The 24,147-nt window shown below is 74.8% G+C and carries 26 protein-coding genes; 13 read left to right on the top strand and 13 right to left on the bottom strand.

What is annotated here, in order from left to right:
- Nucleotides 1-15: 15 nt before the first annotated feature.
- Nucleotides 16-1,788: a serine/threonine-protein kinase gene (locus ACNJ93_RS02555; protein WP_418955654.1), complete on the top strand. Its 1,773-nt coding sequence runs from the start codon at nt 16-18 to the stop codon at nt 1,786-1,788.
- A gap of 24 nt (nt 1,789-1,812) precedes the next feature.
- On the opposite strand, the gene ACNJ93_RS02550 is transcribed toward ACNJ93_RS02555, so the two are convergent.
- On the bottom strand, nt 1,813-2,790 hold the full coding sequence (locus tag ACNJ93_RS02550; protein WP_418961291.1) for a LacI family DNA-binding transcriptional regulator: 978 nt from the start codon (nt 2,788-2,790) through the stop codon (nt 1,813-1,815).
- Between the two features lie 193 nt (nt 2,791-2,983).
- Here ACNJ93_RS02550 and ACNJ93_RS02545 point away from each other — a divergent pair, with 193 nt between their 5' ends.
- Complete coding sequence (locus ACNJ93_RS02545) at nt 2,984-3,946, top strand: ROK family protein (protein WP_418955653.1); 963 nt, start codon at nt 2,984-2,986, stop codon at nt 3,944-3,946.
- Nucleotides 3,947-3,964: 18 nt separating this feature from the next.
- On the opposite strand, the gene ACNJ93_RS02540 is transcribed toward ACNJ93_RS02545, so the two are convergent.
- Nucleotides 3,965-4,162, bottom strand: coding sequence for a hypothetical protein (locus ACNJ93_RS02540; RefSeq protein WP_418955652.1), 198 nt, complete (start codon nt 4,160-4,162; stop codon nt 3,965-3,967).
- 163 nt (nt 4,163-4,325) lie between these two features.
- Between ACNJ93_RS02540 and ACNJ93_RS02535 the strand changes: the two genes are divergently transcribed.
- Nucleotides 4,326-5,366 (top strand): NUDIX domain-containing protein, encoded by a 1,041-nt coding sequence (locus ACNJ93_RS02535; RefSeq protein ID WP_418955651.1) that lies wholly within the window; start codon nt 4,326-4,328, stop codon nt 5,364-5,366.
- 50 nt (nt 5,367-5,416) lie between these two features.
- On the opposite strand, the gene ACNJ93_RS02530 is transcribed toward ACNJ93_RS02535, so the two are convergent.
- Nucleotides 5,417-6,148, bottom strand: a complete 732-nt coding sequence (locus tag ACNJ93_RS02530; protein ID WP_418955650.1) for an MBL fold metallo-hydrolase — start codon at nt 6,146-6,148, stop codon at nt 5,417-5,419.
- 70 nt (nt 6,149-6,218) lie between these two features.
- On the bottom strand, nt 6,219-7,583 hold the full coding sequence (locus tag ACNJ93_RS02525) for a dipeptidase (RefSeq protein WP_418955649.1): 1,365 nt from the start codon (nt 7,581-7,583) through the stop codon (nt 6,219-6,221).
- A gap of 159 nt (nt 7,584-7,742) precedes the next feature.
- Between ACNJ93_RS02525 and ACNJ93_RS02520 the strand changes: the two genes are divergently transcribed.
- Entirely contained in the window at nt 7,743-9,128 is a 1,386-nt protein-coding gene (locus ACNJ93_RS02520) for a geranylgeranyl reductase family protein (RefSeq protein ID WP_418955648.1), read from the top strand.
- A 140-nt stretch (nt 9,129-9,268) separates the two neighbouring features.
- Here ACNJ93_RS02520 and ACNJ93_RS02515 read toward each other — a convergent pair whose 3' ends face one another.
- Nucleotides 9,269-9,703 carry a nitroreductase family deazaflavin-dependent oxidoreductase gene (locus tag ACNJ93_RS02515; RefSeq protein WP_418961290.1) on the bottom strand — a complete coding sequence of 145 codons (435 nt, stop codon included), beginning with the start codon at nt 9,701-9,703 and terminating at the stop codon, nt 9,269-9,271.
- A gap of 206 nt (nt 9,704-9,909) precedes the next feature.
- Between ACNJ93_RS02515 and ACNJ93_RS02510 the strand changes: the two genes are divergently transcribed.
- From ACNJ93_RS02510 to ACNJ93_RS02500, 3 genes are all read left to right on the top strand, one after another.
- Entirely contained in the window at nt 9,910-10,608 is a 699-nt protein-coding gene (locus tag ACNJ93_RS02510) for a TetR/AcrR family transcriptional regulator (RefSeq protein WP_418955647.1), read from the top strand.
- Between the two features lie 128 nt (nt 10,609-10,736).
- Entirely contained in the window at nt 10,737-11,939 is a 1,203-nt protein-coding gene (locus ACNJ93_RS02505; protein WP_418955646.1) for a sensor histidine kinase, read from the top strand.
- Entirely contained in the window at nt 11,936-12,601 is a 666-nt protein-coding gene (locus ACNJ93_RS02500) for a response regulator (protein WP_418955645.1), read from the top strand. The genes ACNJ93_RS02505 and ACNJ93_RS02500 overlap by 4 nt, the downstream gene beginning before the upstream one ends.
- 188 nt (nt 12,602-12,789) lie before the next feature.
- On the opposite strand, the gene ACNJ93_RS02495 is transcribed toward ACNJ93_RS02500, so the two are convergent.
- Entirely contained in the window at nt 12,790-14,268 is a 1,479-nt protein-coding gene (locus tag ACNJ93_RS02495; RefSeq protein ID WP_418955644.1) for an MFS transporter, read from the bottom strand.
- Nucleotides 14,269-14,355: 87 nt separating this feature from the next.
- Between ACNJ93_RS02495 and ACNJ93_RS02490 the strand changes: the two genes are divergently transcribed.
- Nucleotides 14,356-14,760 (top strand): MarR family winged helix-turn-helix transcriptional regulator, encoded by a 405-nt coding sequence (locus tag ACNJ93_RS02490; protein ID WP_418955643.1) that lies wholly within the window; start codon nt 14,356-14,358, stop codon nt 14,758-14,760.
- A 54-nt stretch (nt 14,761-14,814) separates the two neighbouring features.
- Here the strand turns inward: ACNJ93_RS02490 and ACNJ93_RS02485 are convergent, their stop codons facing one another.
- The gene (locus ACNJ93_RS02485) at nt 14,815-15,558 is read right to left on the bottom strand and encodes a maleylpyruvate isomerase family mycothiol-dependent enzyme (RefSeq protein ID WP_418961289.1); all 744 of its coding nucleotides are present in this window, start codon (nt 15,556-15,558) and stop codon (nt 14,815-14,817) included.
- A gap of 145 nt (nt 15,559-15,703) precedes the next feature.
- Here ACNJ93_RS02485 and ACNJ93_RS02480 point away from each other — a divergent pair, with 145 nt between their 5' ends.
- Nucleotides 15,704-16,321 (top strand): hypothetical protein, encoded by a 618-nt coding sequence (locus ACNJ93_RS02480; RefSeq protein ID WP_418955642.1) that lies wholly within the window; start codon nt 15,704-15,706, stop codon nt 16,319-16,321.
- Here the strand turns inward: ACNJ93_RS02480 and ACNJ93_RS02475 are convergent.
- Entirely contained in the window at nt 16,315-17,562 is a 1,248-nt protein-coding gene (locus ACNJ93_RS02475) for an MFS transporter (RefSeq protein ID WP_418961288.1), read from the bottom strand. The genes ACNJ93_RS02480 and ACNJ93_RS02475 overlap by 7 nt on opposite strands.
- Nucleotides 17,563-17,625: 63 nt before the next feature.
- Between ACNJ93_RS02475 and ACNJ93_RS02470 the strand changes: the two genes are divergently transcribed.
- Nucleotides 17,626-18,231 (top strand): YdcF family protein, encoded by a 606-nt coding sequence (locus ACNJ93_RS02470; RefSeq protein ID WP_418955641.1) that lies wholly within the window; start codon nt 17,626-17,628, stop codon nt 18,229-18,231.
- An 8-nt stretch (nt 18,232-18,239) separates the two neighbouring features.
- Here ACNJ93_RS02470 and ACNJ93_RS02465 read toward each other — a convergent pair whose 3' ends face one another.
- Entirely contained in the window at nt 18,240-18,875 is a 636-nt protein-coding gene (locus ACNJ93_RS02465; RefSeq protein WP_418955640.1) for an endonuclease, read from the bottom strand.
- 202 nt (nt 18,876-19,077) lie between these two features.
- Between ACNJ93_RS02465 and ACNJ93_RS02460 the strand changes: the two genes are divergently transcribed.
- Together ACNJ93_RS02460 and ACNJ93_RS02455 are read left to right on the top strand one after the other, a co-directional pair.
- Nucleotides 19,078-20,307: an ROK family protein gene (locus tag ACNJ93_RS02460; RefSeq protein ID WP_418955639.1), complete on the top strand. Its 1,230-nt coding sequence runs from the start codon at nt 19,078-19,080 to the stop codon at nt 20,305-20,307.
- An 85-nt stretch (nt 20,308-20,392) separates the two neighbouring features.
- Nucleotides 20,393-21,154: an SAM-dependent methyltransferase gene (locus tag ACNJ93_RS02455; protein ID WP_418955638.1), complete on the top strand. Its 762-nt coding sequence runs from the start codon at nt 20,393-20,395 to the stop codon at nt 21,152-21,154.
- Nucleotides 21,155-21,166: 12 nt separating this feature from the next.
- On the opposite strand, the gene ACNJ93_RS02450 is transcribed toward ACNJ93_RS02455, so the two are convergent.
- Both ACNJ93_RS02450 and ACNJ93_RS02445 read right to left on the bottom strand, forming a co-directional pair.
- Nucleotides 21,167-21,754 carry a DUF4865 family protein gene (locus ACNJ93_RS02450; protein WP_418955637.1) on the bottom strand — a complete coding sequence of 196 codons (588 nt, stop codon included), beginning with the start codon at nt 21,752-21,754 and terminating at the stop codon, nt 21,167-21,169.
- A 40-nt stretch (nt 21,755-21,794) separates the two neighbouring features.
- The gene (locus ACNJ93_RS02445) at nt 21,795-22,397 is read right to left on the bottom strand and encodes a TetR/AcrR family transcriptional regulator (protein WP_418955636.1); all 603 of its coding nucleotides are present in this window, start codon (nt 22,395-22,397) and stop codon (nt 21,795-21,797) included.
- 132 nt (nt 22,398-22,529) lie between these two features.
- Between ACNJ93_RS02445 and ACNJ93_RS02440 the strand changes: the two genes are divergently transcribed.
- Entirely contained in the window at nt 22,530-22,829 is a 300-nt protein-coding gene (locus tag ACNJ93_RS02440; RefSeq protein ID WP_418955635.1) for an SHOCT domain-containing protein, read from the top strand.
- A gap of 161 nt (nt 22,830-22,990) precedes the next feature.
- Here ACNJ93_RS02440 and ACNJ93_RS02435 read toward each other — a convergent pair whose 3' ends face one another.
- On the bottom strand, nt 22,991-23,566 hold the full coding sequence (locus ACNJ93_RS02435; RefSeq protein WP_418955634.1) for an ATP-binding protein: 576 nt from the start codon (nt 23,564-23,566) through the stop codon (nt 22,991-22,993).
- A 206-nt stretch (nt 23,567-23,772) separates the two neighbouring features.
- Nucleotides 23,773-24,072, bottom strand: coding sequence for a hypothetical protein (locus ACNJ93_RS02430; protein WP_418955633.1), 300 nt, complete (start codon nt 24,070-24,072; stop codon nt 23,773-23,775).
- Nucleotides 24,073-24,147: the final 75 nt, after the last annotated feature.

Genomic DNA, 24,147 nt, shown 5'->3' with positions numbered 1-24,147 from the left:
GGGAACGGGGCATCGGTGTCTTCGGGGGAGAACGAGCGGCTCGCGGGCCGCTACCGGGTCGTGCGGCAACTCGGCCGCGGCGGCATGGGCGTCGTCTGGCGCGCCGTCGACGAGGTCCTCGGCCGCGAGGTGGCGGTCAAGGAACTGCGCACCTACAACGACTCGTCCGGCCAGGAGCTGGCCGACCTGCACCTGCGGATGCAGCGCGAGGCGCGCGCGGCCGCCCGCGTCCGCCACCCCGGGGTCGTCGCCGTCCACGACGTCGCCGAGCACGAGGGCCGGCCCGTCATCGTCATGGAGCTCATCGACGGCCCCTCGCTCGGCGACGTGCTCGCCGAGCGCGGCGGCCTCGAGCCGCGGGAGGCCGCCGGCATCGGCGCGGCCGTCCTGGAGGCGCTCGCCGCCGCCCACGAGGCCGGCGTGCTCCACCGCGACGTGAAGCCGGGCAACATCCTGCTCGACCGCGGCGGCCGCGTCGTGCTCACCGACTTCGGCATCGCGGCCATGGAGGATCCCGGCGACGGGGCCGCCACCCAGCTCACCCGCAGCGGCGAGATCGTCGGCTCCCTGGACTACCTCGCTCCCGAGCGCGCCCAGGGGCAGCAGCCCGGACCCGCCTCCGACGTCTGGGCGGTCGGTGCGACGCTGTACGCCGCGGTCGAGGGAGACTCGCCGTTCCGCCGTACGTCGACCTGGTCGACGCTCAATGCCATCGTGGTCGAGCCGCTGCCCGAGCCGCGCCGGGCCGGCGTCCTGGCGCCCGTGCTCCGGCAGCTGATGGACAAGGACCCCGCCCGGCGCCCGGACGCCCGCACGGCGGCGCGGCTGCTGGCCGAGGTCGCCCAGGGCGGGGGACCGGCCGGAGCGCCGGTGCCCCCGGCGCCGGCCACGGGAGCCGCGCCGGTGCCGACGGAGATCGACACCATGCCGCGGCCGCCGGCCGGCTTCGGCCCCGCGATGCCGGTGGCCCCGGCGGGCGGCTTCCCGTCCGCCGCTGTGCCGGCCGGGTCCTCCTTCGGTCCGCCTCCCGGCCCGCCCGCCGGTGCACAGCCGGTGACCGCGCCCCAGGGCCCGCGGCGCCAGGCGCGCCGCAAGCGTGCCGCGGTGCCCGTCGCCGCGGCCGTCGCCGCCGTGGTGCTGGCCGGCGGCGGCATCACGTACGCCCTGGTCCAGCGCGACTCCGGCGCCCGGCAGGAGCAGGTGACGGCGGATCCGGCGCGCCCCGGCGACCCCGGTCAGGCGCTCGACCCCGGCGCCTCGGACGCGCCGGCGAGCGCCGCGCCGACCGGTACGCCGTCCAAGGCCCCGGCCCGGCCCTCCACGAAGCCGAGGCCGTCGACGAGCTCCCCGGCCCCCAGGCCGGGCGGCGCGGGCGGTACGGGCGACAGCGGCGGGTCCACCGGAGGCTCGCGCACGGACGGCGGCACCACGGCCACCGGCGGTGGCGGCGACGGCGGGACGACGGCCACGACGGGCGGCGGCGGCGGGACGAGCCCGCAGCCCGCGCCGGCCTGCTTCCCGCGCGGCGGCGGAAAGTACGACTGCGACGTGTGGCGGACCGAGAAGACCTACCGCCACGACGGCGGTGAGGCGGGCATCCTCAACGCCGGCACCAACTACTTCTACTGCCAGGCCAACCTGGGCCGCCGCGAGACCTACGGCCAGTGGACCAACGTCTGGTGGGCCCGTACCGACGACGACAGCGGCAACACCAACGTGTACTTCAGCGCCGTGTACATCAAGGGCGGCGACAACGACGGCCCGATCCCCGGCCTGCCCGTCTGCTGACCGGCCCGCGCCGACGTGCCCGGGTCAGGCGGGCGGGATCTCGCCCGATCCCCGCGGGATCAGGGTGGGCGTCAACACGATCCGGGCCGGCGGCTCCTCCGCGCCGTCGAGCCGGCGGAACAGCCGCTCGGCGGCGGTACGGCCCAGGGCGGCGGCGTCCTGGGCGACGACCGTGATGCCGAGCAGATCGGCCAGCTCGATGTCGTCGAAGCCCACCAGGGCCACCGGCGCGGGCCGTTCGGCGAGCAGGCGGACGGCGGTGACGGTGACGCGGTTGTTCCCCGCGAACAGGGCGGTCACCGGCGTCGGTCCGCTGAGCATCCCGGTGACGGCGGAGCGGACGTGGCCGGGGTCGGTGGGGCCGAGCGCCACCCACGCCTCGTCGACGGGCAGCCCCGCCTCCTCCATGGCCGCCCGGTAGCCGCGCAGCCGCTCGGTGGCGGTGTGGATGTGCGGCCGGTCGCCGACGAAGCCGATGCGCCGGTGGCCGTGGGCGATCAGATGCGCCACGCCCTCGCGCGCCCCGCCGAAGCTGTCGGAGAGCACGGCGTCCGCGCGGATGCCGCCGGCCGGCCGGTCCACGAACACCGTGGCGACGCCCGCGCGGATCTCGGGCTCCAGATACCGGTGGTCGGAACCGGCCGGGATCACGATCAGACCGTCGACCCGCCGGGCGCACAGCGCGAGCGCCAACTCCCGCTCGCGGTCCGGGTCCTCGGCGCTGGAACCGTTGATGAGCAGGGCGCCGTGGCTCCGGGCGGCCTCTTCGACGGCGCGGCTCAGCGGCCCGTAGAACGGATCCGCCAGATCCTCCAGGACCAGGCCGACCGAGGCGGTGCGGCCCTTGCGGAGCACCCGCGCGCTGTCGTTGCGGCGGAAACCGAGCGAGTCGATGGCCTCCTGCACCCGGCGCTCCGTGTCGGGGGTGACGCCCGGCTCGCCGTTGACCACCCGGGATACCGTCTTGAGTCCCACCCCGGCCCGCGCGGCCACGTCCTTCATGGTGGGCCGGATGCCGTAGCGGTGGGTGGAGCGGCGGGCGGAGTCGGCCACGGTGCGCTGTTCCTCTGTTCCTCGGTGCGGCGGGAGTTCACGGGGGACGATGTCGAGGATAGGGCCTGGACAACGTTGTCAGCGGCGGGGAGACTGGATCTCGACCGTTCGTCCCCTCGCGCCCTCCCGGAGATCCCGCAGCATGCATACGGAGCTCGTCGCCGCGCTCGACATCGGCGGCACCAAGATCGCCGGCGCCCTGGTGGACGGCGGCGGCGCGATCCTCACCCGGGCGCAGCGCCCCACGCCGGCGCGGGAGGACGGCGAGACGGTGATGCGCGCGGTCGAGGCGGTGCTCGCGGACCTCGCCGTCGGGCCGCTCTGGGCTTCGGTCCGCGCGGTCGGCGTCGGCAGCGCCGGACCGGTGGACGCGGCGCGCGGCGCCGTCAGCCCCGTCAACATCCCCGGCTGGCGCGACTATCCGCTGGTCGAGCGGGTGCACCGGGCGTCCGGCGGCCGTCCCGTCACGCTGGTCGGCGACGGCGTCGCCATGACCGCGGCCGAGCACTGGCAGGGCGCGGCCCAGGGGTACGACAACGCGCTCTGCCTCGTGGTCTCCACGGGTGTCGGCGGCGGTCTCGTCCTCGGCGGCCGCCTCCACACCGGCCCCACGGGGAACGCCGGTCACATCGGCCACATCAGTGTCGACCTGGACGGCGACCCCTGCGCCTGCGGGTCGCGCGGCTGCGTCGAACGCATCGCCAGCGGCCCGCACCTCGCCCGCCGCGCCCTCGACGAGGGCTGGCGGCCCGGCCCGGACGGCGACGTCTCCGCCGCCGCGGTCGCCGCCGCTGCCCGCGCCGGCGACCCGGTCGCCACGGCGTCGTTCGAGCGGGCCGCGCGCGCCCTGGCCGCCGGGATCGCCGCCACGGCCCACCTCGTCGAGCTCGACATCGCCGTGGTCGGCGGGGGAGTGGCCGGCGCGGGCGAGGTGCTGTTCGCGCCGCTGCGGCGCAGCCTGGCCGCGTACGCCACCCTGTCCTTCGTCCGCGACCTCACCGTCGTCCCGGCGCTGACCGGCACGGACGCGGGCCTCCTGGGCGCCGCCGCGGCGGCGTGCGAGGGGCTGGCCGACGCGAAGGCGGACGCCCTGACCGGCGAGTGACGGAAGGCTCCACACGCCTCAGGCCGCCGCCGGTTCCGCCGCCGTCCTCCGCTCGCCCGTGGGCTGCTGCGGCACGACGACGAGGAAGGCGTCCGACTCCAGGTCCATCACGACCTCCGCCGCCAGTCCCTCGTCGCGACGCGCCCGCGCGTACTCCTCGGCCGGCCAACTGCCCCGCGGGCCGCCCGCGGGAAACCGTTCCAACACCGTGCGCATGTTCCGCACCCCCTAGTCATTGCCTGATCCAACGAGGCTCCGCTGCGAAGTGTCACGCCTCAAAGGCCCGTGCGGCCGCGGCCGTGAGACGACTCACACCCCGGCGTCGGTCATGGCAGGGTGGTGGGTCCAACCCATCGAGGGGCTACACAAAGGGGGCACTGTGATCGTCTGGATCAACGGAACGTTCAGCGCGGGAAAGACCAGCACCGCGCGCGAACTGCTCGAGCTGATCCCGCACAGCACCTTGTACGACCCCGAACTCACCGGCTTCGGCCTGCGCCACCTGCTGCCGCCGAAGCGCCTCGCCGAGGTCGACGACTTCCAGGACCTGCCGATCTGGCGGCGCATGGTCGTGAACACCGCCGCGGCCCTGCTCGCGGAGGTCGGCGGCACGCTCGTCGTCCCGATGACCCTGCTCCGGCAGGAGTACCGGGACGAGATCTTCGGCGGACTGGCGGCCCGCCGCATAGACGTCCGGCATGTGCTGCTCGCACCTGACGAAACGATCCTGCGGTCACGCATAGCCGGCCGCGAGGAGTACGCCGACGACCCCGAGGGCAACGAGCGCGTCCGCCGCTGGGCGTACGACCACATCGACCCGTACCTCGCCGCGCTGGGCGGCTGGCTCGGCGAGGACGCGCACGTCGTCGACAACTCCCGCCTGACCCCCGCCGCCACCGCCGAGGCCGTCGCCGAGGCGCTCCGCAACGGCGCGGCCCGGCCCTGCGGGATCGTGCAGACCCCCGAACCCACCGGCGAGACCGTGGCCTCGGGGGTCCTGCTCTTCGACGAGCAGGACCGGGTGCTGCTCGTCGACCCCACCTACAAGGCCGGCTGGGAGTTCCCCGGCGGCGTCGTCGAGGCGGGCGAGTCGCCCGCGCGGGCGGGCGTCCGGGAGGTCGCGGAGGAGCTCGGGCTGCGGCTCGACGCCCCGCCGTGCCTCCTCGTGGTCGACTGGGAGCAGCCCCAGCCGCCCGGATACGGCGGACTGCGCTTCCTCTTCGACGGCGGCACGCTCCCCGACGGGGCCGCCGACGACCTGCTGCTGCCCGGAGCCGAACTGCGCGGCTGGCGCTTCGTCACCGAGGCGGAGGCCGCCGAGCTGCTGCCACCGGTCCGCTACCGGCGGCTGCGCTGGGCGCTGCGCGCCCGCGAACACGGCACGGTGCTCAACCTGGAGGGCGGCGTCCCGGTCGGCTGACGCCCGGGGGCGGGGGCGCACCTGTCGGCGTGCGGCGCGCCCCCCCCGGCTCAGGCCGCCTCCGCCGCCGCCTTGAGGAGGGCCGCGGCGTTCTCCGTCAGGGGGACGCCGTGGCCGAAGCACACCACCGACGGGGCGAGTTCCGCGAGCCGCCGCATGGCGGCCCGGGCCCCCTCGCGGTCCGTGTGGAAGACGCCCAGCGTCACGCCCTCGACGGCGGCCACGGTGTCGCCGGTGAACAGCACGCCGTGCCGGGGCAGATGGACGGCGATCGAGCCGTCCGTGTGGCCGGGGGTGTGCACGACCACCGCCCCGTCGCCGAAGCCGAGTGCGTCGCCGTCCTCCACCTCCCGGTCCACCCGGGTCGGCGGCGCGACGGGGACGACGGTGATCCCGCGCTCGTACAGCGGCGCCTCCCAGTCCAGGAGGACCGGGTCCGGGACCGGCGCCTCGCCGCGCACCACCGGCGCGTCCAGGCGGTGGGCGACGATCTCGGCGCCGTGCCGTTCCGCCAGCTCCTGGGCGCAGCCGACGTGGTCGCGGTGGGCGTGGGTGAGCACGATCCGGCGCAGCCGGGCGGGGTCGAGGCCCGCCGAGCGGATCGCCGCGTCGACCTCGTCGGCCGCGCCCGCCCAGCCGGCGTCGATCAGCGTCGACTCCTCGCCGTCGCGCCAGAGATACGCCTGGCCGATGGAGAAGTCCAGCTGGTGAAGGCGGGGAGTGATCTCGGTGAGGGTGAGAGCCATGCGGCGAACGTACGGTTCCGCGCGCGTCCGCCGCATGTTTCTCTGCCCACGGCCGAAACGGACGGAAGTCCGTCATCGGCCGTGAGCCCGCGAAGCCGTCGCGGCGTCAGTTCTTCTTCGAGCGGGCGTAGTTGAGCAGGAAGTGGGCCTCGGCGATCGACAGCCGCTCCAGCTCCTGCGGCGACACCGACTCGTTCACCGCGTGGATCTGCGCCTCCGGCTCGCTCAGACCGATCAGCAGGATCTCCGCCTCCGGGTACAGCGCGGCCAGCGTGTTGCACAGCGGGATCGAGCCGCCCATGCCGGACGCCTGCATCTCCTGCCCGGGGTAGGCGAGCTTCATCGCCTCGGCCATGGAGGTGTACGCCGGGCTGGTCACGTCGGCGCTGAACGGCTGGCCCTGGCCGATCTGCTCGAAGCTGACCCGGGCGTTCCACGGCACGCGCTTCTCGATGTGCGCGAACAGCAGCTCGGTCGCCTCGGCGGCGTCCTGGCCGGGCGGCACCCGCAGGCTGATCTGGGCGCGGGCGGTCCGCGGGATGGACGGCGTGGCGCCGGCCACCGGGTGGCAGTCGATGCCGACGACGGTCACGGCCGGGCGGGCCCAGATGCGGTCCGCCACCGTGCCGTTGCCCGGGAGCCCCACCCCGTCCAGGACGCGGGCGTCCTTGCGGAAGTCCTCCTCCGGGTACTGCAGTCCCTCCCAGACCGCGTCCGCGGGCAGGCCGTCGATCACCGTGGAGCCGTCCTCGGCGCGCAGGGTGTCGAGGACGCGGATCAGCGCGGCCAGCGCGTCCGGCGCGGCGCCGCCGAACATGCCGGAGTGCAGGTTGCCCTCCAGCGTGTCGATCTGCACGCGGATCATGGTCATCCCGCGCAGCGTGGCCGTGACGGTCGGCAGCCCGAGCCGGAAGTTTCCGGTGTCGCCGATCACGATGGCGTCCGCGGTCAGCAGCTCCGGGTGCGCCTCGGCGTACCGCTCCAGGCCGCCGGTGCCCTGCTCCTCCGAGCCCTCGACGATCACCTTCACCGTCACCGGCACCCCGCCGTTGGCCTTCAGGGCCCGCAGCGCCAGCAGGTGCATGATGAAGCCGCCCTTGCAGTCGGCCGCGCCACGCCCGTACCAGCGGCCGTCGCGCTCCGTCAGCTCGAACGCCGGGGAGATCCACGCCGACGGGTCCAGCTGCGGCTGCACGTCGTAGTGCGCGTACAGGAGGACCGTCGGCGCGCCGGCCGGGCCGGGCAGCACGCCGTACACGGACTGCGAGCCGTCGGGGGTGTCGAGCAGCGCGACGTCCTGGAAGTCCTCCGCGCGCAGCGCGTCGGCCACCCAGTTCGCGGCGGCCTCGCACTCGCTGCGCGGGGCCACGGCCTCGTCCGCCACCGACTGGAAGGCCACCAGTTCCGCGAGCTCCGCCTTCGCGCGGGGCATCAGGGAGGCGACGGTCTCGGCGATCGGATGGGCGGTCATGGGCACGCTCCTGGTGGGTGCGACGTTGTAGAGGACGGACGCCGTGTCGGTTGTACGGCGAACGCATGGCCGATCCTACGGCGCGGCCTCGCGGAGGCTGCGCCGTAGGATGCCGAGAAGAGCAGGCACCACCGGTCGGATCAGGAGCAGAAGCACATCGTGAGCAGCGAGAACGCAGACGCCGGAGCGGCAGAGGCGGGCGCGGCGAAGGCCGCGGCGGACAGCGTCCGGGCAGGCGAGCCGGAGGCGCCGGACCCCGCCGCGGAGCCCGGATCCGGCGCCGAGCCGGAACGGGCCGGAGAGCCCGAGGGCGTGTGGGACGTCGTCGTGGTGGGGGCCGGTCCCGCGGGCGCCTCGGCGGCGTACGCGGCGGCCGTCGCCGGGCGGCGCGTGCTGCTCCTGGAGAAGGCGGAGCTGCCCCGGTACAAGACGTGCGGCGGCGGCATCATCGGCCCGTCCCGCGACGCGCTGCCGCCCGGTTTCGAACTGCCGCTGCTGGACCGGGTGCACGCGGTCACCTTCTCGATGAACGGCCGCTTCGCCCGCACCCGCCGCTCCCGCCGGATGCTCTTCGGGCTCGTCAACCGACCGGAGTTCGACGCCGGCCTGGTCGAGCAGGCGCAGAAGGCCGGTGCGGAGCTGCGCACCGGCGCCGCCGTCGCCCGGGTGGAGCAGCACGGCCCCGCGGTCCCGGACCGGCGCACGGTCGCGGTGGTGCTCGCCGACGGCGAGACGGTGCTGGCGCGCGCGGTGGTCGGCGCGGACGGCAGCGCCGGCCGGATAGGAGCACATGTCGGGGTGAAGCTCGACCAGGTCGACCTGGGCCTGGAGGCGGAGATCCCGGTGCCGGCGACGGTCGCCGAGGACTGGAAGGGCCGGGTGCTCATCGACTGGGGCCCGATGCCCGGCAGTTACGGCTGGGTCTTCCCGAAGGGCGACACGCTGACGGTGGGCGTGATCTCGGCGCGCGGCGAGGGCGCCGCCACCAAGCGGTACCTGGAGGACTTCATCGCCCGGCTCGGGCTCGCGGGCTTCGAACCGGAGATCTCCTCCGGGCATCTGACGCGCTGCCGCAGCGACGACTCGCCGCTGTCCCGGGGCCGCGTCCTGGTCTGCGGCGACGCGGCGGGGCTGCTGGAGCCGTGGACCCGCGAGGGCATCTCGTACGCGCTGCGCTCGGGCCGGCTCGCGGGGGAGTGGGCGGTCCGGATCGCCGAGGCGAACGACGCGGTGGACGCGCGCCGCCAGGCGCTGAACTACGCCTTCGCGATCAAGGCGGGGCTCGGCGTGGAGATGGCCGTGGGGCGGCGGATGCTCGCGATGTTCGAGCGCCGGCCGGGGCTGCTGCACGCCACGATCACCGGCCTGCGGCCGGCCTGGAACGCCTTCGCGGACATCACGCGCGGGGTAACCTCGCTCGCCGGCATCGTCCGCACGCGCGGGGTGGCGCGGCGCGCGCTCGACCTTCTGGACCGTCAGCTGGCCCAGGGGCCCGGCCCGAGCCGGGGCGTGACGCAGCGGCCGGGGGCGGCCGAGGAGTCCTGACGCAGTCCTGGCAGAGGTAGAGGAGTACCGCGGTAGAGCGGTACAGCGGTACCGAGGCAGACAGGTGCGGCGGCGGTCCGTTCCGGGCGAGGGGTCCGGCCGGGCCGCCGTTGCCGTGTCCCCGCCTGGGCGGACATGGCTCATACCGCGGTGGTGATGCGGAAGACGGGGTGCTTGGGAGCGGCGGCGCGCAGCTCCTCGTCCGTGGAGTCCGGACCCACCCCGCCGAAGAAGACGCCGACCTCGGCCTTCCAGGGCTTCAGGTAGGCGCGCAGCAGCGCGGGCTTCTCGTCGTCGCCCACCTCGACGGCGCTGAACGGCGTGACCTGCCGGCCCAGGTGCAGTTCGCCCCCGCCGGCCGCGCGCATGTTGTGGGTCCACTGGACGTGCCCGCGGGGGGCCACGAGGTACTGGTCGCCCTCGAAGGTCATCAGGTTGACGGGGGTGCGCCGCCACTCGCCGGTCTTGCGGCCGCGGACGGCGAGGACGCGGGAGCCCCAGACGCTGATGCCCCGACGGGTCATCCAGGCGACGGCCCGGTTGAGGACCTGGACGGTGAACCAGCCCGGCTTCATGACGTGCGCCGAGGTCTGCGCGGCCGGCTGGGACGGGGACTGCGGCGACGGCTGGGACGGCTGGGACGAGGTGGGCATCGGAACCTCCTGCATCGGACTGTGAGCACTGCTCTCGCTTGAGATCAGTGTGCACGGATCGCCGCACCAAAGCAAGAGCGATGCTCCCGTTTGTGTGCAGTGCTCCGAATCGATGGCAGAATGGCCCCATGACCAGCGTTCAAGGAGCCCGCGCCCGTGCGCGCGTCGAGATCACCGCCGCCATCAAGGACGAGGCCCGCCGGCAGCTCGCCGCCGAAGGCGCCGCCAAGCTCTCCCTGCGGGCCGTCGCCCGTGAGGTCGGCATGGTCTCCTCCGCCCTGTACCGCTACTTCCCGAGCCGCGACGACCTCCTCACCGCGCTGATCGTCGACGCGTACGACGCCGTCGGCGAGGCCGCCGAGACCGCCCTCGCCGCCGCCCCGCCCGAGGCCGACCACCTCGCCCGCTGGACCGCCGTCTGCCGCGCCGTCCGCGCCTGGGCCCTCGCCCACCCCCACGAGTACGCCCTCATCTACGGCTCCCCGGTCCCCGGCTACCGCGCCCCCCAGGACACCGTCGGCCCGGCGGCCCGCGTCGGCCTCGTCCTGATCGGGATCGTCCGCGAGGCGTACACCTCCGACCGCATCGCGCTGCCGCCGCTGGACGCCCGGCTGCGCCCCGAGGCCGAGCGGATCGCCGCCGACATCGCCCCCGACCTGCCGCCCGCCGTCGCCGTCACCCTCGTCGCCGTGTGGGCGCAGCTCTTCGGCACGATCTCCTTCGAGGTCTTCGGCCAGTTCCACCGGGTCGTCGAGGACCGTGACGCCTTCTTCGACGACGCGGCCGCCCGGCTCGGCCGCGAGGCCGGCCTGCTGCCGCGGCCCTGACGCCGCCGGAACGCCCGCCGGCCTGCCGCCGGATCGCCCGCCGGACGCCCGCGTACTCCTGCGGGAGTACGCGGGACCACCACGCGCGGCGGACGCCGTCGCCCGCCCGCCGCGTCTAGCGTGGCCGTATGGACGCACCGCACCGCGCCGCCGGTCCGCCGTGGCTGCGCCAGTGGGCCGAGGCGGAGCCCGGCACCGGACTGCCCTGGCGGTCCACCCTGCTCATCGCCGTGTTCGTCCTCGTCGGCTCCGGCTTCGCCGCCCGCAACCAGCTCGACCGGCAGCCCCTCGACGTGTACGCGCGGATCCTGCTGCTGGCCGGACCGGCGCTGCTGCTGTTCCGGCACCGCCGCCCCGTTCCGGTCGTCCTCGGCGTGGCCGCCACCGCGCTCGCGTACCTCGCCGCCGGCTACCCGTACGGCCCGGTCTTCGTCACTGTCGCCGTCGCCTGCCACGCCGCGATCGTGCACGGCCACCGGTACGCCGCCTGGTGGGCGCTCGGCCTGCTCTGGCTGGGGCACGTCCTGGCCGGCCACTGGCTGTACCCGCATCTGCCGCCCGCCGGGGACGGGCCGGCCCCCTGGGGCCAGGAAGTGCCGGTCGCCGGCTTCGTCGTCGCGATCCTCGCCGCCTCCGAACTCGTCCGGGTGCGCCGCGAGCAGTGGGCGCAGCAGCGGGCCGAGCGCGCCGCCGCCGAACGCCGCCGCGCCGACGAGGAGCGGCTGCGCATCGCCCGCGAACTCCACGACGTCCTCGCGCACTCCCTGTCCGTCATCAACGTCCAGGCGGGTGTGGGCCTCGCGCTCCTCGACGGCGACCCGGAGCAGGCCCGTACCGCGCTCACCACCATCAAGGCCGCCAGCAAGGAGGCGCTCGGGGAGGTACGACAGGTCCTGAGCACCCTCCGCGCCCCCGGCGACGCCCCGCGCACCCCCGCCCCCGGCCTCGACCGGCTCCCCGAACTCGTCGAACAGGCCGCGGCCGCCGGGCTCGCCGTCGAGGTCACCCGCACCGGAACGGCGGCCCCCGTCCCGCCCGGCGCGGACCTCGCCGCCTTCCGGATCGTCCAGGAGGCGCTGACGAACGTCGTCCGCCACTCCGGCTCCCGCACCGCACGGGTCCGCGTCGACCGGGCCCCCGACGCCCTGGAACTGCGGATCGACGACGACGGCCCGGCCACCGGCGACGACGCGGGCGGCAGCGGCCACGGGCTGGCCGGAATGCGGGAGCGGGCCGCCGCGCTCGGTGGCACCATCGACGCGGGCGCCCGGCCCGACGGCGGGTTCCGGGTGCGCGCCACGATCCCCCTGCGGCAGAAGGAGACCCCGTGATCCGTGTGCTGCTCGCCGACGACCAGTCCCTGGTCCGGGCCGGTTTCCGGGCCCTGCTCGACGCCCAGCCGGACATCGAGGTGACCGGGGAGGCGGCGGACGGCGACGAGGCCGTGGCGCTGGTCCGCGAACTGCGGCCGGACGTCGTCCTGATGGACATCCGGATGCCCCGCCTCGACGGCCTCGCCGCGACCCGCGCGATCACGGAGGACGCGTCCCTGGCCGACGTCAGGGTGGTCATGCTGACGACGTTCGAACTCGACGAGTACGTCTTCGAGGCGATCCGCGCCGGCGCGTCCGGCTTCCTCGTCAAGGACACCGAGCCGGCGGAACTGCTGCGGGCCGTGCGGGCCGTCGTCGACGGCGACGCGCTGCTGTCGCCCGGCGTCACGCGCCGTCTCATCGAGGAGTTCGCGGCCCGCTCGAAGGGCCCCGCGGGCCCGCACGGCCTCGACGAACTCACCGAGCGGGAGCGGGAGGTGATGGCCCTGGTCGGCATCGGCCTGTCCAACGAGGAGATCGCCCGCCGCCTGGTCGTCAGCCCGCTGACCGCCAAGACGCACGTCAGCCGCACGATGGTGAAGCTCGGTGCCCGCGACCGCGCCCAACTGGTCGTCCGCGCCTACGAGTCGGGTCTCGTACGACCGGGCTGGCTCGGCTGACGCGTCGACAGGAGCCGCACGCGCCGACAGGAGCCGGCCGCGTCGACAGGAGCCGCACGCGCCGACAGGAGCCGTACGCGGACGCGGACGCGGGGCCGGACCGGGCGCGCAAGCCGGACGTGGACGGGGGCGGCCGCGCGCGGCGGCCGCCCCCTCCTTCCGTGCCCGCCCCCGTGCGGGCACGGCGGTCAGTCGCGGACGCCGACCGGCTCCTCGGCCGGCGCGGCGGCGGACTTCGCCACCACCAGCGACTCCGGGCGGCGCCGCGTCCGCAGCCCCGGCAGGGTGATCAGCAGACCCGCGAGCGCGATCACGGTCACCACGGCCAGACCGGGCCGGAAGCTGTCCAGGACCGCCTGGGGCGAACCGCTCGCCTCGCCGCCCGCCGTGATCACGGCGGTGACGACGGCCAGGAAGATCGCGCCGCCGACCTGGATGGACGTGTTCAGCAGGCCGGAGACCATGCCCTGCTCGTCGTCCGCCACACCGTTGGTGGCCTGGATGTTGAGCGAGGGGAAGACCAGGGCGCAGGCAGCGCCGAGGAGCAGCATCGACGGCAGGATCACCGCTGCGTACTGCGGGGTGAGCGAGATCCGCAGGAAGAGCGCGTAGCTGACGACGAGCAGCGTGAAGCCGATGGCGATGACCCGCGGGGTGCCGAACCGGTCCACGACCCCGCCGATCTTCGTCGACGACAGGGCCACCAGCAGGCCGGCGGGCAGGAACGCGAGCGCGGTCTGCAGGGCCGACCAGCCGAGCAGGGACTGCATGTACTGGGTCACGATGAACTGGAAGGCCACGTACGAGCCGAAGAAGGTGGCCGCACCCAGCTGGGCCCGGACCTGCGGGCCCGAGCGCAGCACCCCGAGCCGGACCAGCGGGCTCGCGCTGCGCCGCTCGATCGCCACGAAGGCGGCGAGCAGGACCGCGGCGGCGAGGAAGGACAGCAGCGTACGGGCGGATCCCCAGCCGGCCTCGGGGGCCTGGACGACCGTGAAGACCAGCAGCAGCATCGCGGCCGTGCCGGTGACGGCGCCCGGCAGGTCGTAGCCGCCGCGGCCCTCTTCACGGGCGCTGTGCGGGATCAGCTTCAGGGCGAAGACCAGCGCGATCAGGGCGACCGGCGCGGGCAGCAGCATCGTCCAGCGCCAGCTGAGCTCGGTCAGCAGGCCGGAGAGCACCAGGCCCATGGAGAAGCCGGTGGCGGCGCAGGTGGTGTAGATGGACAGGGCCCGGTTGCGCTGCGGGCCCTCCTTGAAGGTCGTGGTGATGATCGAGAGGCCGGCGGGCGCGGTGAACGCGGCGCTCAGACCCTTGATGAAGCGGCTGGCGATCAGCAGCGGGCCGGAGTCCACGAGTCCGCCGAGCAGCGAGGCGAGCGCGAAGACGGCGAGCGCGATCAGGAACACCCGGCGGCGGCCCAGGAGATCGGCCGCGCGGCCGCCGAGGAGCAGCAGTCCGCCGTAGCCGAGGATGTAGCCGCTGACGATCCACTGGAGCGTGGCCGTGGACAGGCCCAGGTCGGTGGCGATGGAGGGCAGCGCGACGCCGACCATCGAGACGTCGAGCGCGTCGAGGAACATCGCGGCGCACAGCACGAGCAGGGTGCCCCAGAGGCGGGGGCTCCATCGTTCTTGTGACACAGGGGAGTTGAGCGGAGAGGTCATGGGCAGCACAGTACATGCACATGCATTGAATGCGCGCGCATTTAATTCCGATGCAACAATGGGCGGCGTCTCTGCTAACGTGCGGTCATGGTGGTGAAGAAGTCCGAGGGGGCGCTCGTCCAGGAGTGGCGGGACGTCCTCGCCCTGCATGCCCGGACCACCTGCGAACTCGACCGCGCGCTGCACGGTCAGGGGATCGGCGCCAGCGACTTCGAGGTGCTGGACGTGCTCGCCGAGGGCTCGCCCCAGGACGGCGAATCGTTCCGCGTGCAGGAGTTGGCGGCCCAGGTCCATCTGAGCCAGAGCGCGCTGTCGCGGCTGGTGGCCCGGCTCGAGAAGAGCGGGCTCGTCGTGCGCGGGATGTGCGGGGAGGACCGGCGCGGCGTGCGCGTGAAGCTCACCGAGGCCGGCCGGCGGCGGCACGCCGAGGCCCGCCCGCTGCACCGTGCGGTGCTGAAGCGGATGCTGGACGCCGGCGCGACGGAGACCTGAAACGGCCGACGCCCGCGCCGGTGCGCGGGCGTCGATCGATTCGTGCCGGGGCGGCTACGACCAGGTGATTCCCGAGTGCTCGCGCCACAGCGCGGCGAGCGAGGCGTCCCCGGACACGTCCACGGCGTCGGCGGGCAGCCGGTTCCAGAGCGTCAGGTAGAGCCGCGAGACGGGCCCGGAGAGCGTGCAGTCGGCGGGTCCGTCGTCCGTGCGCGTGGTGTGCGGGGCGTCCTGCGAGAGCCGTACGGTCCACACGTCGCCGGTGTCCGTGGCGCGGATCCGCAGCACCCGGGGCGACTCGGTGCGGACGCGGCTGCGGTCCCGGGCGTGGAAGGCGTGCAGCAACTCGTCGACGCCGTCGACCGCGAGGGCCGCGTCGACCGGGCGCGGCCCTCGCGGCAGTGCCGACTCGGCGTCCGCGCGGTGCACTTCGGTCTCGTGCGCCTGGCGCCGCGCCCAGAACGCCAGCGGCGAGGGCGCGGGCAGGAACGTCCAGCACTCCAGGTCCTTCGGCGCCTTGGCCAGCGCGTCGACCAGCGCGGCGTGCCCCTCCCGGTAGTGCGCGAGCAACTCCTCCCCGTCCAGCTGCGGTTCGCCCCCGTCGGGGTGGTACGACGTGTGCCCCTCGGCCACGAACGCGGTGGCCCAGCGGTGCACCATCGTGGTGTGCCGCAGCAGATCCCGCACCCGCCACCCGGGGCAGGTCGGCACCACCGCGTCCGTCCCGGCCTTCGCGGCCGCGTCCGCGAGCGCGCGCCCCGACGCGTCCAGTGCGGTGAGGTGCTCGGCGATGCTCAGATTCGGCTCCATGGGCCGGATTCTGCCAGGCCGGCCCGTCGCCCTGCTGATCGGGCATCAATCCGGTATCCCAGGCTCCACTTTCGACCGGCCACACGGTAGGTTCACCTGGTCTTCACAGAAGCATCACAGGGAGGGGGCCTTCATGACTCAGCAGCCCGGATGGGGCCCGCAGCAGCCCGGCCGGCCGCCCTACGGCCATCCTCAGCAGCCGGGTGGGCCCACTCCGTACGGTCAGCCCGGCCCGTACGGCGCGCCGCCTCCGCCGCAGAAGAAGGGCATCGGTGTGGGCGGGGGCATCGCGATCGGCTGTGGCGCGCTCCTCGTCCTCGGTCTGATCTTCATGGTGATCGGCCTGCTCGCGTACGACGGCGGCAGCGGCGACGACAAGGGCGCCCGGAAGGCGGCGCCGACCGCGGCCGCGGAGCAGCCCGCCGCCGAGCCGTCCGCCGAGGCCCCGGCGGCCGATGAGCCGAAGGCCCAGAGCCAGGCCGACCAGTTCAAGGCGTTCGTCGCGAAGAACGGCACCGACGCCGAGAAGGCCGCGATCAAGCACGTGACCAAGGTGCAGGGCGCGGACAAGCAGAACGACATCCTCGACACGGCCGACGTCTACACCGACTTCGAGGGCGGGATCATGAGCAAGGACGCCAGCCGGGCGAAGCTCATCGCGTCCGCCTTCGCGGACTGGAAGACGTCGAAGAACGGTCTCGTGACGATCTACGGCGCGGACGGCAGGCTCATCGCCAACGGCAACTACTGACCGGACGCAGGCTCGGCTGCCCGCCCGCCGCCCGCCGTGGCGTTGCGGGCGAGGTACCCGATCAGGGCCGCGCCCGCCGCGAGGGCGGCGACCGTGGTGAGGGCCAGGGGGAGCGAGAACCAGTCGGCCAGGAAGCCGATCGACGGGGGGCCGAGGAGCATGCCGCCGTAGCCGAGCGTGGAGGCGGTCGCGACGCCGCTCGGGCCGGCGAGGGCGCCCGCCCGGGCCACCGCGACGGGGAAGATGTTCGCCAGGCCCAGGCCCGTGATCGCGAAGCCGAGCAGCGCGGCCCAGACGTTCGGGGCGAGCGAGCCGAGCAGCATGCCGGCCGAGGCCGTCGCGCCGCCCGCGACCAACGTGCGCGTCTGGCCGAGGCGTTCGAGGAGCGCGGTGCCGGAGAGCCGGCCGGCGGTCATGGTCAGCGCGAACACGGAGTACCCGGCCGCCGCGACGCCCGGGTGGGCGTGCAGGTCCTGCTCCAGGTGCAGCGCGCCCCAGTCGGCCAGCGCACCTTCGCCGTACGCCGTGCACAGTGCGATCACGCCGAAGACGAGGACCGCACGGCGCGCCCCCGCCGGGGCGGGTCCCCGGCGCGCCTCGCGAGCGGCGGGCGCCGGCGGCGCGGGGGACGGGTGGCGCAGGAGGACCGGGCCGGCCAGGGCGGTGAGGAGCAGGCCGGCGGCGGTGAGCCCGAGCAGGTGCGCGGCGGGCGCGACGGAGCCGGCGACCAGGCCGCCGAGCCCCGCGCCGAGCATGCCGCCGAGGCTGAAGGCCGCGTGGAAGCTCGGCATCACCGGCCGGCGCAGGGCGGCGACCAGGTCGACCGCCGCGCTGTTCATCGCCACGTTGATCCCGCCGTACGCGGCCCCGAACACGAGCAGGACGAGCCCCAGTGCGAGCGGCGAGTGCGTGAGGGCCGGCAGCGCGATGCTCAGCGAGAGCAGGACACCGGTGGCGACGGTGACGGCGTGACTGCCGTACCGCCGGCAGAGCCGGCCGGTCAGGGTCATGGTGACGACCGCGCCCGCGGACACACCGAGCAGCGCGAGCCCGAGGTCGCCGGCGGAGGCGCCGGTCTGCTGCTTGATGGCGGGGATGCGGACGACCCAGCCGGCGAAGAGGAAGCCGTCGAGGGCGAAGAAGAGGGTCAGGGCGAGACGGAGACGGGACAGGGAACGCACGGCGGGGTCTCCGCCGGGGGCTCCCGGAACGGCCGTCGCTAGTTTGTTTAGTAGCGGCACAAACTCAGGATAGGGGCCGAAGGGGTCGGGCATCAAGCCGGCCGCGGCGCCTACAGTCGCCCCATGCGACGGTGTGCACGGTGGGCGGTGGGCGGGGCGGTGGCCGGGGCGGCGGTCCTGGTCTGGGGCGAGTGGGCGAACGGGCGCTGGTCACGCGCGCTCGTCGGCGACGGCGGGGGAGACGGCTCCGAGGCCGTCGTCGTCCTGGGTTTCCGCAACCCACGGCCGCCGGTGAACTTCGTCAACCGCTGGCGCGTCCGCGCCGCCCTGCGTTCCCTGCCCACCGCCGACGGACGCCTCGTCTTCAGTGGCGGCGCGCCGGCCGGAGGCATCCCGGAGGCCCGGCTCATGGCCGACCACGCGCGGCGGGCGCACGGGTACGACGGCGTCGTGCGGCTGGAGGACAGGAGCGCGACCACCTGGGAGAACATCACGAACGTGATCCCGCTCGTCGAGGACGCCGACCGCATCAAGATCGTCTCCCAGCCGGCCCACGCCCTCAAGGCCCGCGCCTACCTGCGGCGGCAACGGCCCGACCTCGCCGAACGGCTCGTCCGCGCCGACGACTACCGCCCCGGCGAGTGGCTGCTCCTCAAGCCCGTGCTCGCCCTCTACGGCCTGTGGACCCTCCGCTCGCTCACCCCCGAGGAGCGCAAGCTCCTCGGTTAGAGGCCGGGTCAGTCCTGCGGCTTTCCGTGGTCCAGGGAGGTGCGGACCAGCGCCGCCGCCAGGGAGGGGAGCTGCTTCTTCGGGACCAGGGCGGCCAGTTCGGCCGGGTCCGTCGGCAGGTCCAGCTTCCTGGCGCCCTCCAGCGTGCGATCGTCCAGGACGGGGGCGAACTCCGGCCAGATGCCCTGCACCTCGCGCAGGAAGATGTCCGCACCCGCAGGGCCGATGCCCGGCGAACCGCGCAGGGCCTCGCGCAGGGCGTCCGCGTCGCCGTCGGCGGCCCTCCGCATGCGCCGCAGGTCCCCGCCGTACTCGTCGAGGACGAGCTCCGCCTCGCGGCCCAGCTGGGTCGCCGTCCTCTCGTCGTACCGCCGGTAGCCGCCCTCGCCGAGCGCGTCCACCCGCTGCTGCCAGGTCGCGTCCCGCATCCGCTCCGGCGTGTTCATCCCCGCCGCGAACAGCGCGCGGGCCGCCGCCACGGCCGTCGACGCGCGGATCCGCGCGCTCAGCAGGTGCGCCAGGACGAGCAGCTCGTACAGCGGCTGCGGGGTGTCCTTCAGCCGGATCCCCGCCTCCTCCGCGTACGTCTCTCCCCGCTCGGCGAGCAGCTCCTCGACGCTCGCCCGCGTGCCGGTGCCAGGCATCTCGCCTCCCAGGGGAAGCCCCCGCCGCTCGCCCCCGCCTCTCACCCGCCCGGTACCCCTCGGACCGCCCCCGAAACGGCGCCCGCGAGGCCCTCGCGGCGGTCCCGGAGCCGCCCCCGCACCACCCCCGGAGCCGCCCCGGCACCGGCCCTCCGCCGCCCGTACGGGAACCGAGGCGGCCGATCATGGGAGACTCGCCCCCATGAACGGCAAGGCGACCACGACCCGGACACGGCTGGACAGGGGCCGCAGCGCACTCGGGCCCGCGCTGGAACTCGTGCACACCGGACGCGCCCCCACCCGCGCCGTGCTCACCGCCGAGCTGGGCGTCACCCGCGCCACCGCCGGGGCCGTGGCCGCCGAACTGGAGGCGCTCGGCCTCATCCGCGTCGACTCCAACCCGGGCGCCGCCGCCGGCTCCCAGGGCCGGCCCTCGCACCGCCTCTCCGTCGACGACAACGGACCCGTCGCGCTCGCCGCCCAGGTCCACGCGGACGGCTTCCGCGCGGCCCTCGTCGGCCTCGGCGGCCGGATCGTCGCCACCGCCCCCGGCTGCGTCACCGTCTCCGAGGACCCGGCGCAGGTCCTGGGCGAGGTCGTCGACGCCGGCGCCGCGCTGCTCCGCGACAGCGGCCGCCGCTGCGTGGGGGCCGGGCTCGCCGCGCCCTCCGCCGTCGCCGAACCCGAGGGCACCGCCCTCAACCCGCTCCACCTGGCCTGGCCCGCCGGCGCCCCGGTCCGCGAGATCTTCGCCGAGCGGGTCCGTGCCGCCGGCATCGAGGGCCCCGCCTTCACCGGCAACGACGTCAACCTCGCCGCCCTCGCCGAGCACCGCCACGGCGCGGGCCGCGGGGCGCAGCACCTGCTGTGCGTCGCCACCGGCCACCGCGGCGTGGGCGGCGCGCTGGTCCTGGACGGCCGCCTGCACACGGGCAGTTCCGGGCTCGCCCTGGAGGTCGGACACCTCACCGTGAACCCCGAGGGACGCCCCTGCTACTGCGGCAGCCGCGGCTGCCTGGACGTCGAGACCGATCCGCTGGCCTTCCTCGTCGCCGCCGGCCGCGACCCGGGCCCGGAGGTCTCGCTGCTCGCCCAGTCCCGCGAACTGCTGCGCACCCGCCCGGACGACCCGGGCGTCCGGGCGGCCACCGAGGAGCTGATCGACCGCCTGGGCCTCGGGCTCGCCGGCCTGGTCAACATCCTCAACCCCGACCGCATCATCCTCGGCGGCCTGCACCGCGAGCTCCTCGACGCCGACCCCGAGCGGCTGCGCGCGGTCGTCGCCGACCGCAGCCTGTGGGGCCGCAGCGGCGGCGTGCCGATCCTCCCCTGCACCCTGGACCACAACAGCCTCGTCGGCGCCGCCGAACTCGCCTGGCAGCCGGTCCTCGACGACCCGATCGGAGCCCTGGGCGCGCACAAGGAGTCATGAGACGGGAAGGGGCGGTGTCGGGCCGGACCTGGGCCGGTTCCGCAATTCGGTGGCCCGTGCCTCCGCGCCCCGCTAGGTTCCGCCCATGACCGCAAACGATCTTCCGCCGCGTCTCGGCAGCCTCACCTTCCACGGCCCGCTCTCGGAGCAGCGCTCCGCCCGCATGATCGAGCGGCTGGCCGGCGCCTCGCCCGCCACCGTCCTGGACATCGGCTGCGGCTGGGGCGAGCTGCTGCTCCGCGTGCTGGACGCCGTGCCCGGGGCCACCGGCGTCGGGCTCGACATCAACGCCGAGGACCTGGCACGCGGCCGGCTCCTCGCGAAGGAGCGCGGACTGTCCGAACGGGTCGAGTTCGTCGAGGAGTCCGCGCTCGGCACCACCCGCGGACCCGTCGACGCGATCCTCTGCCTCGGCTCCAGCCAGGCGCTGTGCGACCCCGAACAGCCGCACGACCCCGCGGCCGCGCTGCGCGAACTCCGCCGCCTCGTGCGCCCCGGTGGGCGGGTCGTGCTCGGCGAGGGCTTCTGGGAGCGCACCCCGACCGAGGCCGAGCTGGCCGGGATGTGGCCGGGGGCCACGGCCGCCGACCACTTCCTCCTCCCCGAGCTCGTGGACCTGGCGGTCGAGGCCGGGTTCCGGCCCGCCTGGATCGAGACCGCGAACCAGGACGAGTGGGAGCAGTTCGAGTCCGGCTACCGCCACGACACCGAACTCTGGCTCGCCACCCACCCCGACCACCCGCTCGCCGAGGAGACCCGCGCCCGCGTCGACCGCCAGCGCGGCGGCTGGCTGCACTACCGGAACGTCCTCGGGATCGCGTACCTCACGCTCGTCCCCGTCGGCTGAGCCGCGGCCGGCTCACCACTGCCGGCCGCGCACCAGCTCCCCGCGCCCCGGCGCCGACACGTGCAGCACCTGGAACCGCTCGCCCGCGTCCGCCGGGGCCTCCGCCTCGCGCGCCCACAGCGTGAACGTCAGCAGTTCCCAGTGGCGCGGGTCGATCGCGAGCGCGCTCGCCACCACGCCCTCGGCCCGTGCCCCCTCCTTGTGGCGCTCCAGTGCCGCCGCGACGGCCTCGCCGGGTGCCGCACCCTCCGCGAGGGGGTCGCGGCGGCGCGTCGCGGCGACCGGAGCCCGCGCGGCGGCGGGCCCCTCCGCGTACCCGAGCACCGCCCAGTGCTGCACCGCCGGCCGGCCGAAGTCGTTCACGATCCCCTGGAAACCCGGGCCCCAGAGAAAGGAGTTCATCCCCTCCGGCGCCGCCCACAGGTAGAACGGCGCGTACTGGTCGACCGGCGAGCCGTCCGCCCGCTCGCGCATCAGATACGCCTTGAGACCGAGCCCCGGGTACGCGTCGAGCAGATGCCCCCGGGTCGCGACCCGTTCGCGGATGATCCTCATGTCGTAGCCGGCGGGCAGGGTGATCTCGTACTGCATGGCGTGCACGTGCTGGACTCCCTTCGATGCGGCCTTGGTCCGGACCGGCCTACTCCGAACGGCCTTGTTCCGCAGGGACCTTGTGGGCCGACAGCAGCAGGAGCAGTCCGTCGACGGCCGTCGCGAAGGCCGCCGCCGAACCCGACGACCGGGCCAGCACATAGCCGCCCTGCACGGTCGCCACGACCGTCGCGGCCACCGCCTCCGGATCCAGCGGCCCGGTCAACTCCCCACGCTCCAGGCCCTCCTGGAGGATTCCGGCGAGCCGGCCGCGCAGCCAGTCCAGCGTCTCGTCGACCGGCGCCCGCAGCTGAGGGCTCGCCATCACGTCCGGGTCCATCGTCAGCCGGCCCACCGGGCAGCCCCGCAGCACGTCCCGCTCGCGCCGCAGGTACGCCTCGACGCGGTCGTACGCGGAACCCTCGCCGCCCAGCGCCGCCTCGGCCGCCGCCCGCAGCTCCTGCGCGGTGCGCCGGATCGCGGCCAGCGCCAGGTCCGGCTTCCCGGCGAAGTGGTGGTACATGCTGCCCTGGCCGGCCCCGGCGGCCTGCTGGATCGCCTTCGGGCTGGTGCCCACGTACCCGCGCTCCCAGAGCAGTTCGCGCGTGGCCTCGACGAGTCGGTCCCGAGTGCTCATGAGCCGAGTGTACATACCAGTAGGTACAGAATCCGTACTCCCCACGGCGTACGTGCGAAGCCGCTGGCCGTACGACGACCCGGCCCCCCTTCGCGCGGGACTCTCGGCAGTACCGCACCGGAACCGAACCGCAAGGAGCCGATCGAGATGAACACCCTCGCCCACGCAGGTCCCGGCCCCTGGGTCCTTCTCTTCCCGCTCGTCTGGGCCGCCGTGATCGTCACCGTCCTCACCGTCCTGCGCCGCACCGTGTGGCGCGGCCGCCGCGGGCCCGCCTGGGCGCGCCCGGCGCACGACGCGGCCGCCTACGACGAGAACTCGCCGATCGCCCTCCTCGGGCACCGCTTCGCCGCCGGAGAGATCGACGAGGACGAGTACTGGCGCCGCCTGACCGTGCTGGAGGAGCAGTTCGGCCGCGTCACGCGCCCCAAGGGCGGTGCGGCATGACCGCCCCGGCCGACACCGCCACCGGCCTGCGCGCCGGTCTCGCCGCCCGGGTCGTCGACGCCGTGAAGGTCTAGGGCGTCGGCGACACCGAAGTACGGGCCCTGGACGGGGTGAGCGTCGGCTTCCCGGCCGGCCGGGCGGCCCGGGAGGGTCCGCGGCCGTCAGCCGGCGACCGCGGACCTGGTCGTGTGGGCCCGGGGCGACTCGCCGGTCACGCCGAACGGGACGTCGTCGGGGACGAAGGCGGCCGGGGCGAACGGCCCGTCCGTTGTCGCGCCGTGCACCGCGTGCGGACGCGGGGGCGCGGTCACGGCCAGGGAGGGGGCCGGAAGAGTGAACCAGATGACCTTCCCGGTGCCCTTCGGCCGCACGCCCCAGCTCTCGCTGACGGCCTCGACGATCGCGAGACCGCGCCCGGAGGTGGCGTACGGATCGGACGCCTCGCCGTCGCCGGAGTCGGCGCCGGCCGTGTCGGACGGCAGCCTCGGGTCGTGGTCCTGGACGGACACGGTGAGCCGGTCCATCAGGAGCTCGACCTCGACGGTGCACTTCTTGTCCGGCTGGGCGTGCCGGTGCACATTCGTCAGCAGCTCGGTCAGGCCGAGCGCCGCATGGTCTATCAACGCGTCCAGGTGCCAGTAGCGCAGATGCGCCGACACGATTCTGCGGACCTGACCGATCCGCGACGGCAGAGCCTGGAACTCCACCGTGCAGTGCCTGCTCGGTTCGCTGATCACGGCTGCGACTCCCCGAAAGTGGTCCGGAAGAAGACGAGGATCGGATCCAGCAGTCAGCTGCCTGCTGTTCGTGCAGAGCGGGGGCTGGGTCACAGCGTCACCGCTCATGAACCCTGAGTGATTGCCACCAGCCTGAACCAGCCGTCACGGCCCCGCAACTCGCGGCGACCGCCGGCCGTCCCCGAGAGGGGCCCGGATCAGGGACGTCAGTCCTGGTCCACGTCGTCCGCCGCGCGCCTCAGCGCCTCCAGGAAGCCCCCCGAACGCGCGGGTTCCATCGTGAGCCGGTACCGCGTGCCGTTCACCGTCGCCACGGCCGCGTCCGGGCCCGCGAACCACGACCGGCCCGCCCGTACGGCCTTCACCGGAGCGCTGTCGATCTCCCGGCCGTAACTGGTCAGCAGCGCCAGCCGGCCGTCCTCGATCCGCACCTCGCCGGCCCGCGTCAACGACCGCGGCCAGCGCTCGATCCGCACTCCCCGGGCACTGAACTCGGGCTTCGCCATGGCACACCGCCCCCTTCACGCCTGGTCCTCCCGTCCAGTCTTGCGGAGGAACAGCTCCGGCACCAGACCCGCCGC

The organism is Streptomyces tritici (genome assembly GCF_048500665.1).
Taxonomy (GTDB): Bacteria; Actinomycetota; Actinomycetes; order Streptomycetales; family Streptomycetaceae; genus Streptomyces; species Streptomyces tritici.
The sequence above is the reverse complement of the archived record's forward strand: the minus strand, read 5'-3'. Positions and strand labels throughout refer to the sequence as shown.

What these genes read in the sequence shown, in the direction of transcription:
- ACNJ93_RS02470 (WP_418955641.1), top strand. Translation starts at nt 17,626, where the DNA reads ATGCGACGGTGTGCACGGTGGGCGGTGGGCGGGGCGGTGGCCGGGGCG.
- ACNJ93_RS02525 (WP_418955649.1), bottom strand. Translation starts at nt 7,583, where the DNA reads ATGACCGCCCATCCGATCGCCGAGACCGTCGCCTCCCTGATGCCCCGC.
- ACNJ93_RS02540 (WP_418955652.1), bottom strand. Translation starts at nt 4,162, where the DNA reads ATGCGCACGGTGTTGGAACGGTTTCCCGCGGGCGGCCCGCGGGGCAGT.
- ACNJ93_RS02490 (WP_418955643.1), top strand. Translation starts at nt 14,356, where the DNA reads ATGGTGGTGAAGAAGTCCGAGGGGGCGCTCGTCCAGGAGTGGCGGGAC.
- ACNJ93_RS02530 (WP_418955650.1), bottom strand. Translation starts at nt 6,148, where the DNA reads ATGCGGCGGACGCGCGCGGAACCGTACGTTCGCCGCATGGCTCTCACC.
- ACNJ93_RS02480 (WP_418955642.1), top strand. Translation starts at nt 15,704, where the DNA reads ATGACTCAGCAGCCCGGATGGGGCCCGCAGCAGCCCGGCCGGCCGCCC.
- ACNJ93_RS02445 (WP_418955636.1), bottom strand. Translation starts at nt 22,397, where the DNA reads ATGTACACTCGGCTCATGAGCACTCGGGACCGACTCGTCGAGGCCACG.
- ACNJ93_RS02505 (WP_418955646.1), top strand. Translation starts at nt 10,737, where the DNA reads ATGGACGCACCGCACCGCGCCGCCGGTCCGCCGTGGCTGCGCCAGTGG.
- ACNJ93_RS02430 (WP_418955633.1), bottom strand. Translation starts at nt 24,072, where the DNA reads ATGGCGAAGCCCGAGTTCAGTGCCCGGGGAGTGCGGATCGAGCGCTGG.
- ACNJ93_RS02545 (WP_418955653.1), top strand. Translation starts at nt 2,984, where the DNA reads ATGCATACGGAGCTCGTCGCCGCGCTCGACATCGGCGGCACCAAGATC.
- ACNJ93_RS02465 (WP_418955640.1), bottom strand. Translation starts at nt 18,875, where the DNA reads ATGCCTGGCACCGGCACGCGGGCGAGCGTCGAGGAGCTGCTCGCCGAG.
- ACNJ93_RS02550 (WP_418961291.1), bottom strand. Translation starts at nt 2,790, where the DNA reads ATGAAGGACGTGGCCGCGCGGGCCGGGGTGGGACTCAAGACGGTATCC.
- ACNJ93_RS02460 (WP_418955639.1), top strand. Translation starts at nt 19,078, where the DNA reads ATGAACGGCAAGGCGACCACGACCCGGACACGGCTGGACAGGGGCCGC.
- ACNJ93_RS02510 (WP_418955647.1), top strand. Translation starts at nt 9,910, where the DNA reads ATGACCAGCGTTCAAGGAGCCCGCGCCCGTGCGCGCGTCGAGATCACC.
- ACNJ93_RS02515 (WP_418961290.1), bottom strand. Translation starts at nt 9,703, where the DNA reads ATGAAGCCGGGCTGGTTCACCGTCCAGGTCCTCAACCGGGCCGTCGCC.
- ACNJ93_RS02455 (WP_418955638.1), top strand. Translation starts at nt 20,393, where the DNA reads ATGACCGCAAACGATCTTCCGCCGCGTCTCGGCAGCCTCACCTTCCAC.
- ACNJ93_RS02440 (WP_418955635.1), top strand. Translation starts at nt 22,530, where the DNA reads ATGAACACCCTCGCCCACGCAGGTCCCGGCCCCTGGGTCCTTCTCTTC.
- ACNJ93_RS02495 (WP_418955644.1), bottom strand. Translation starts at nt 14,268, where the DNA reads ATGACCTCTCCGCTCAACTCCCCTGTGTCACAAGAACGATGGAGCCCC.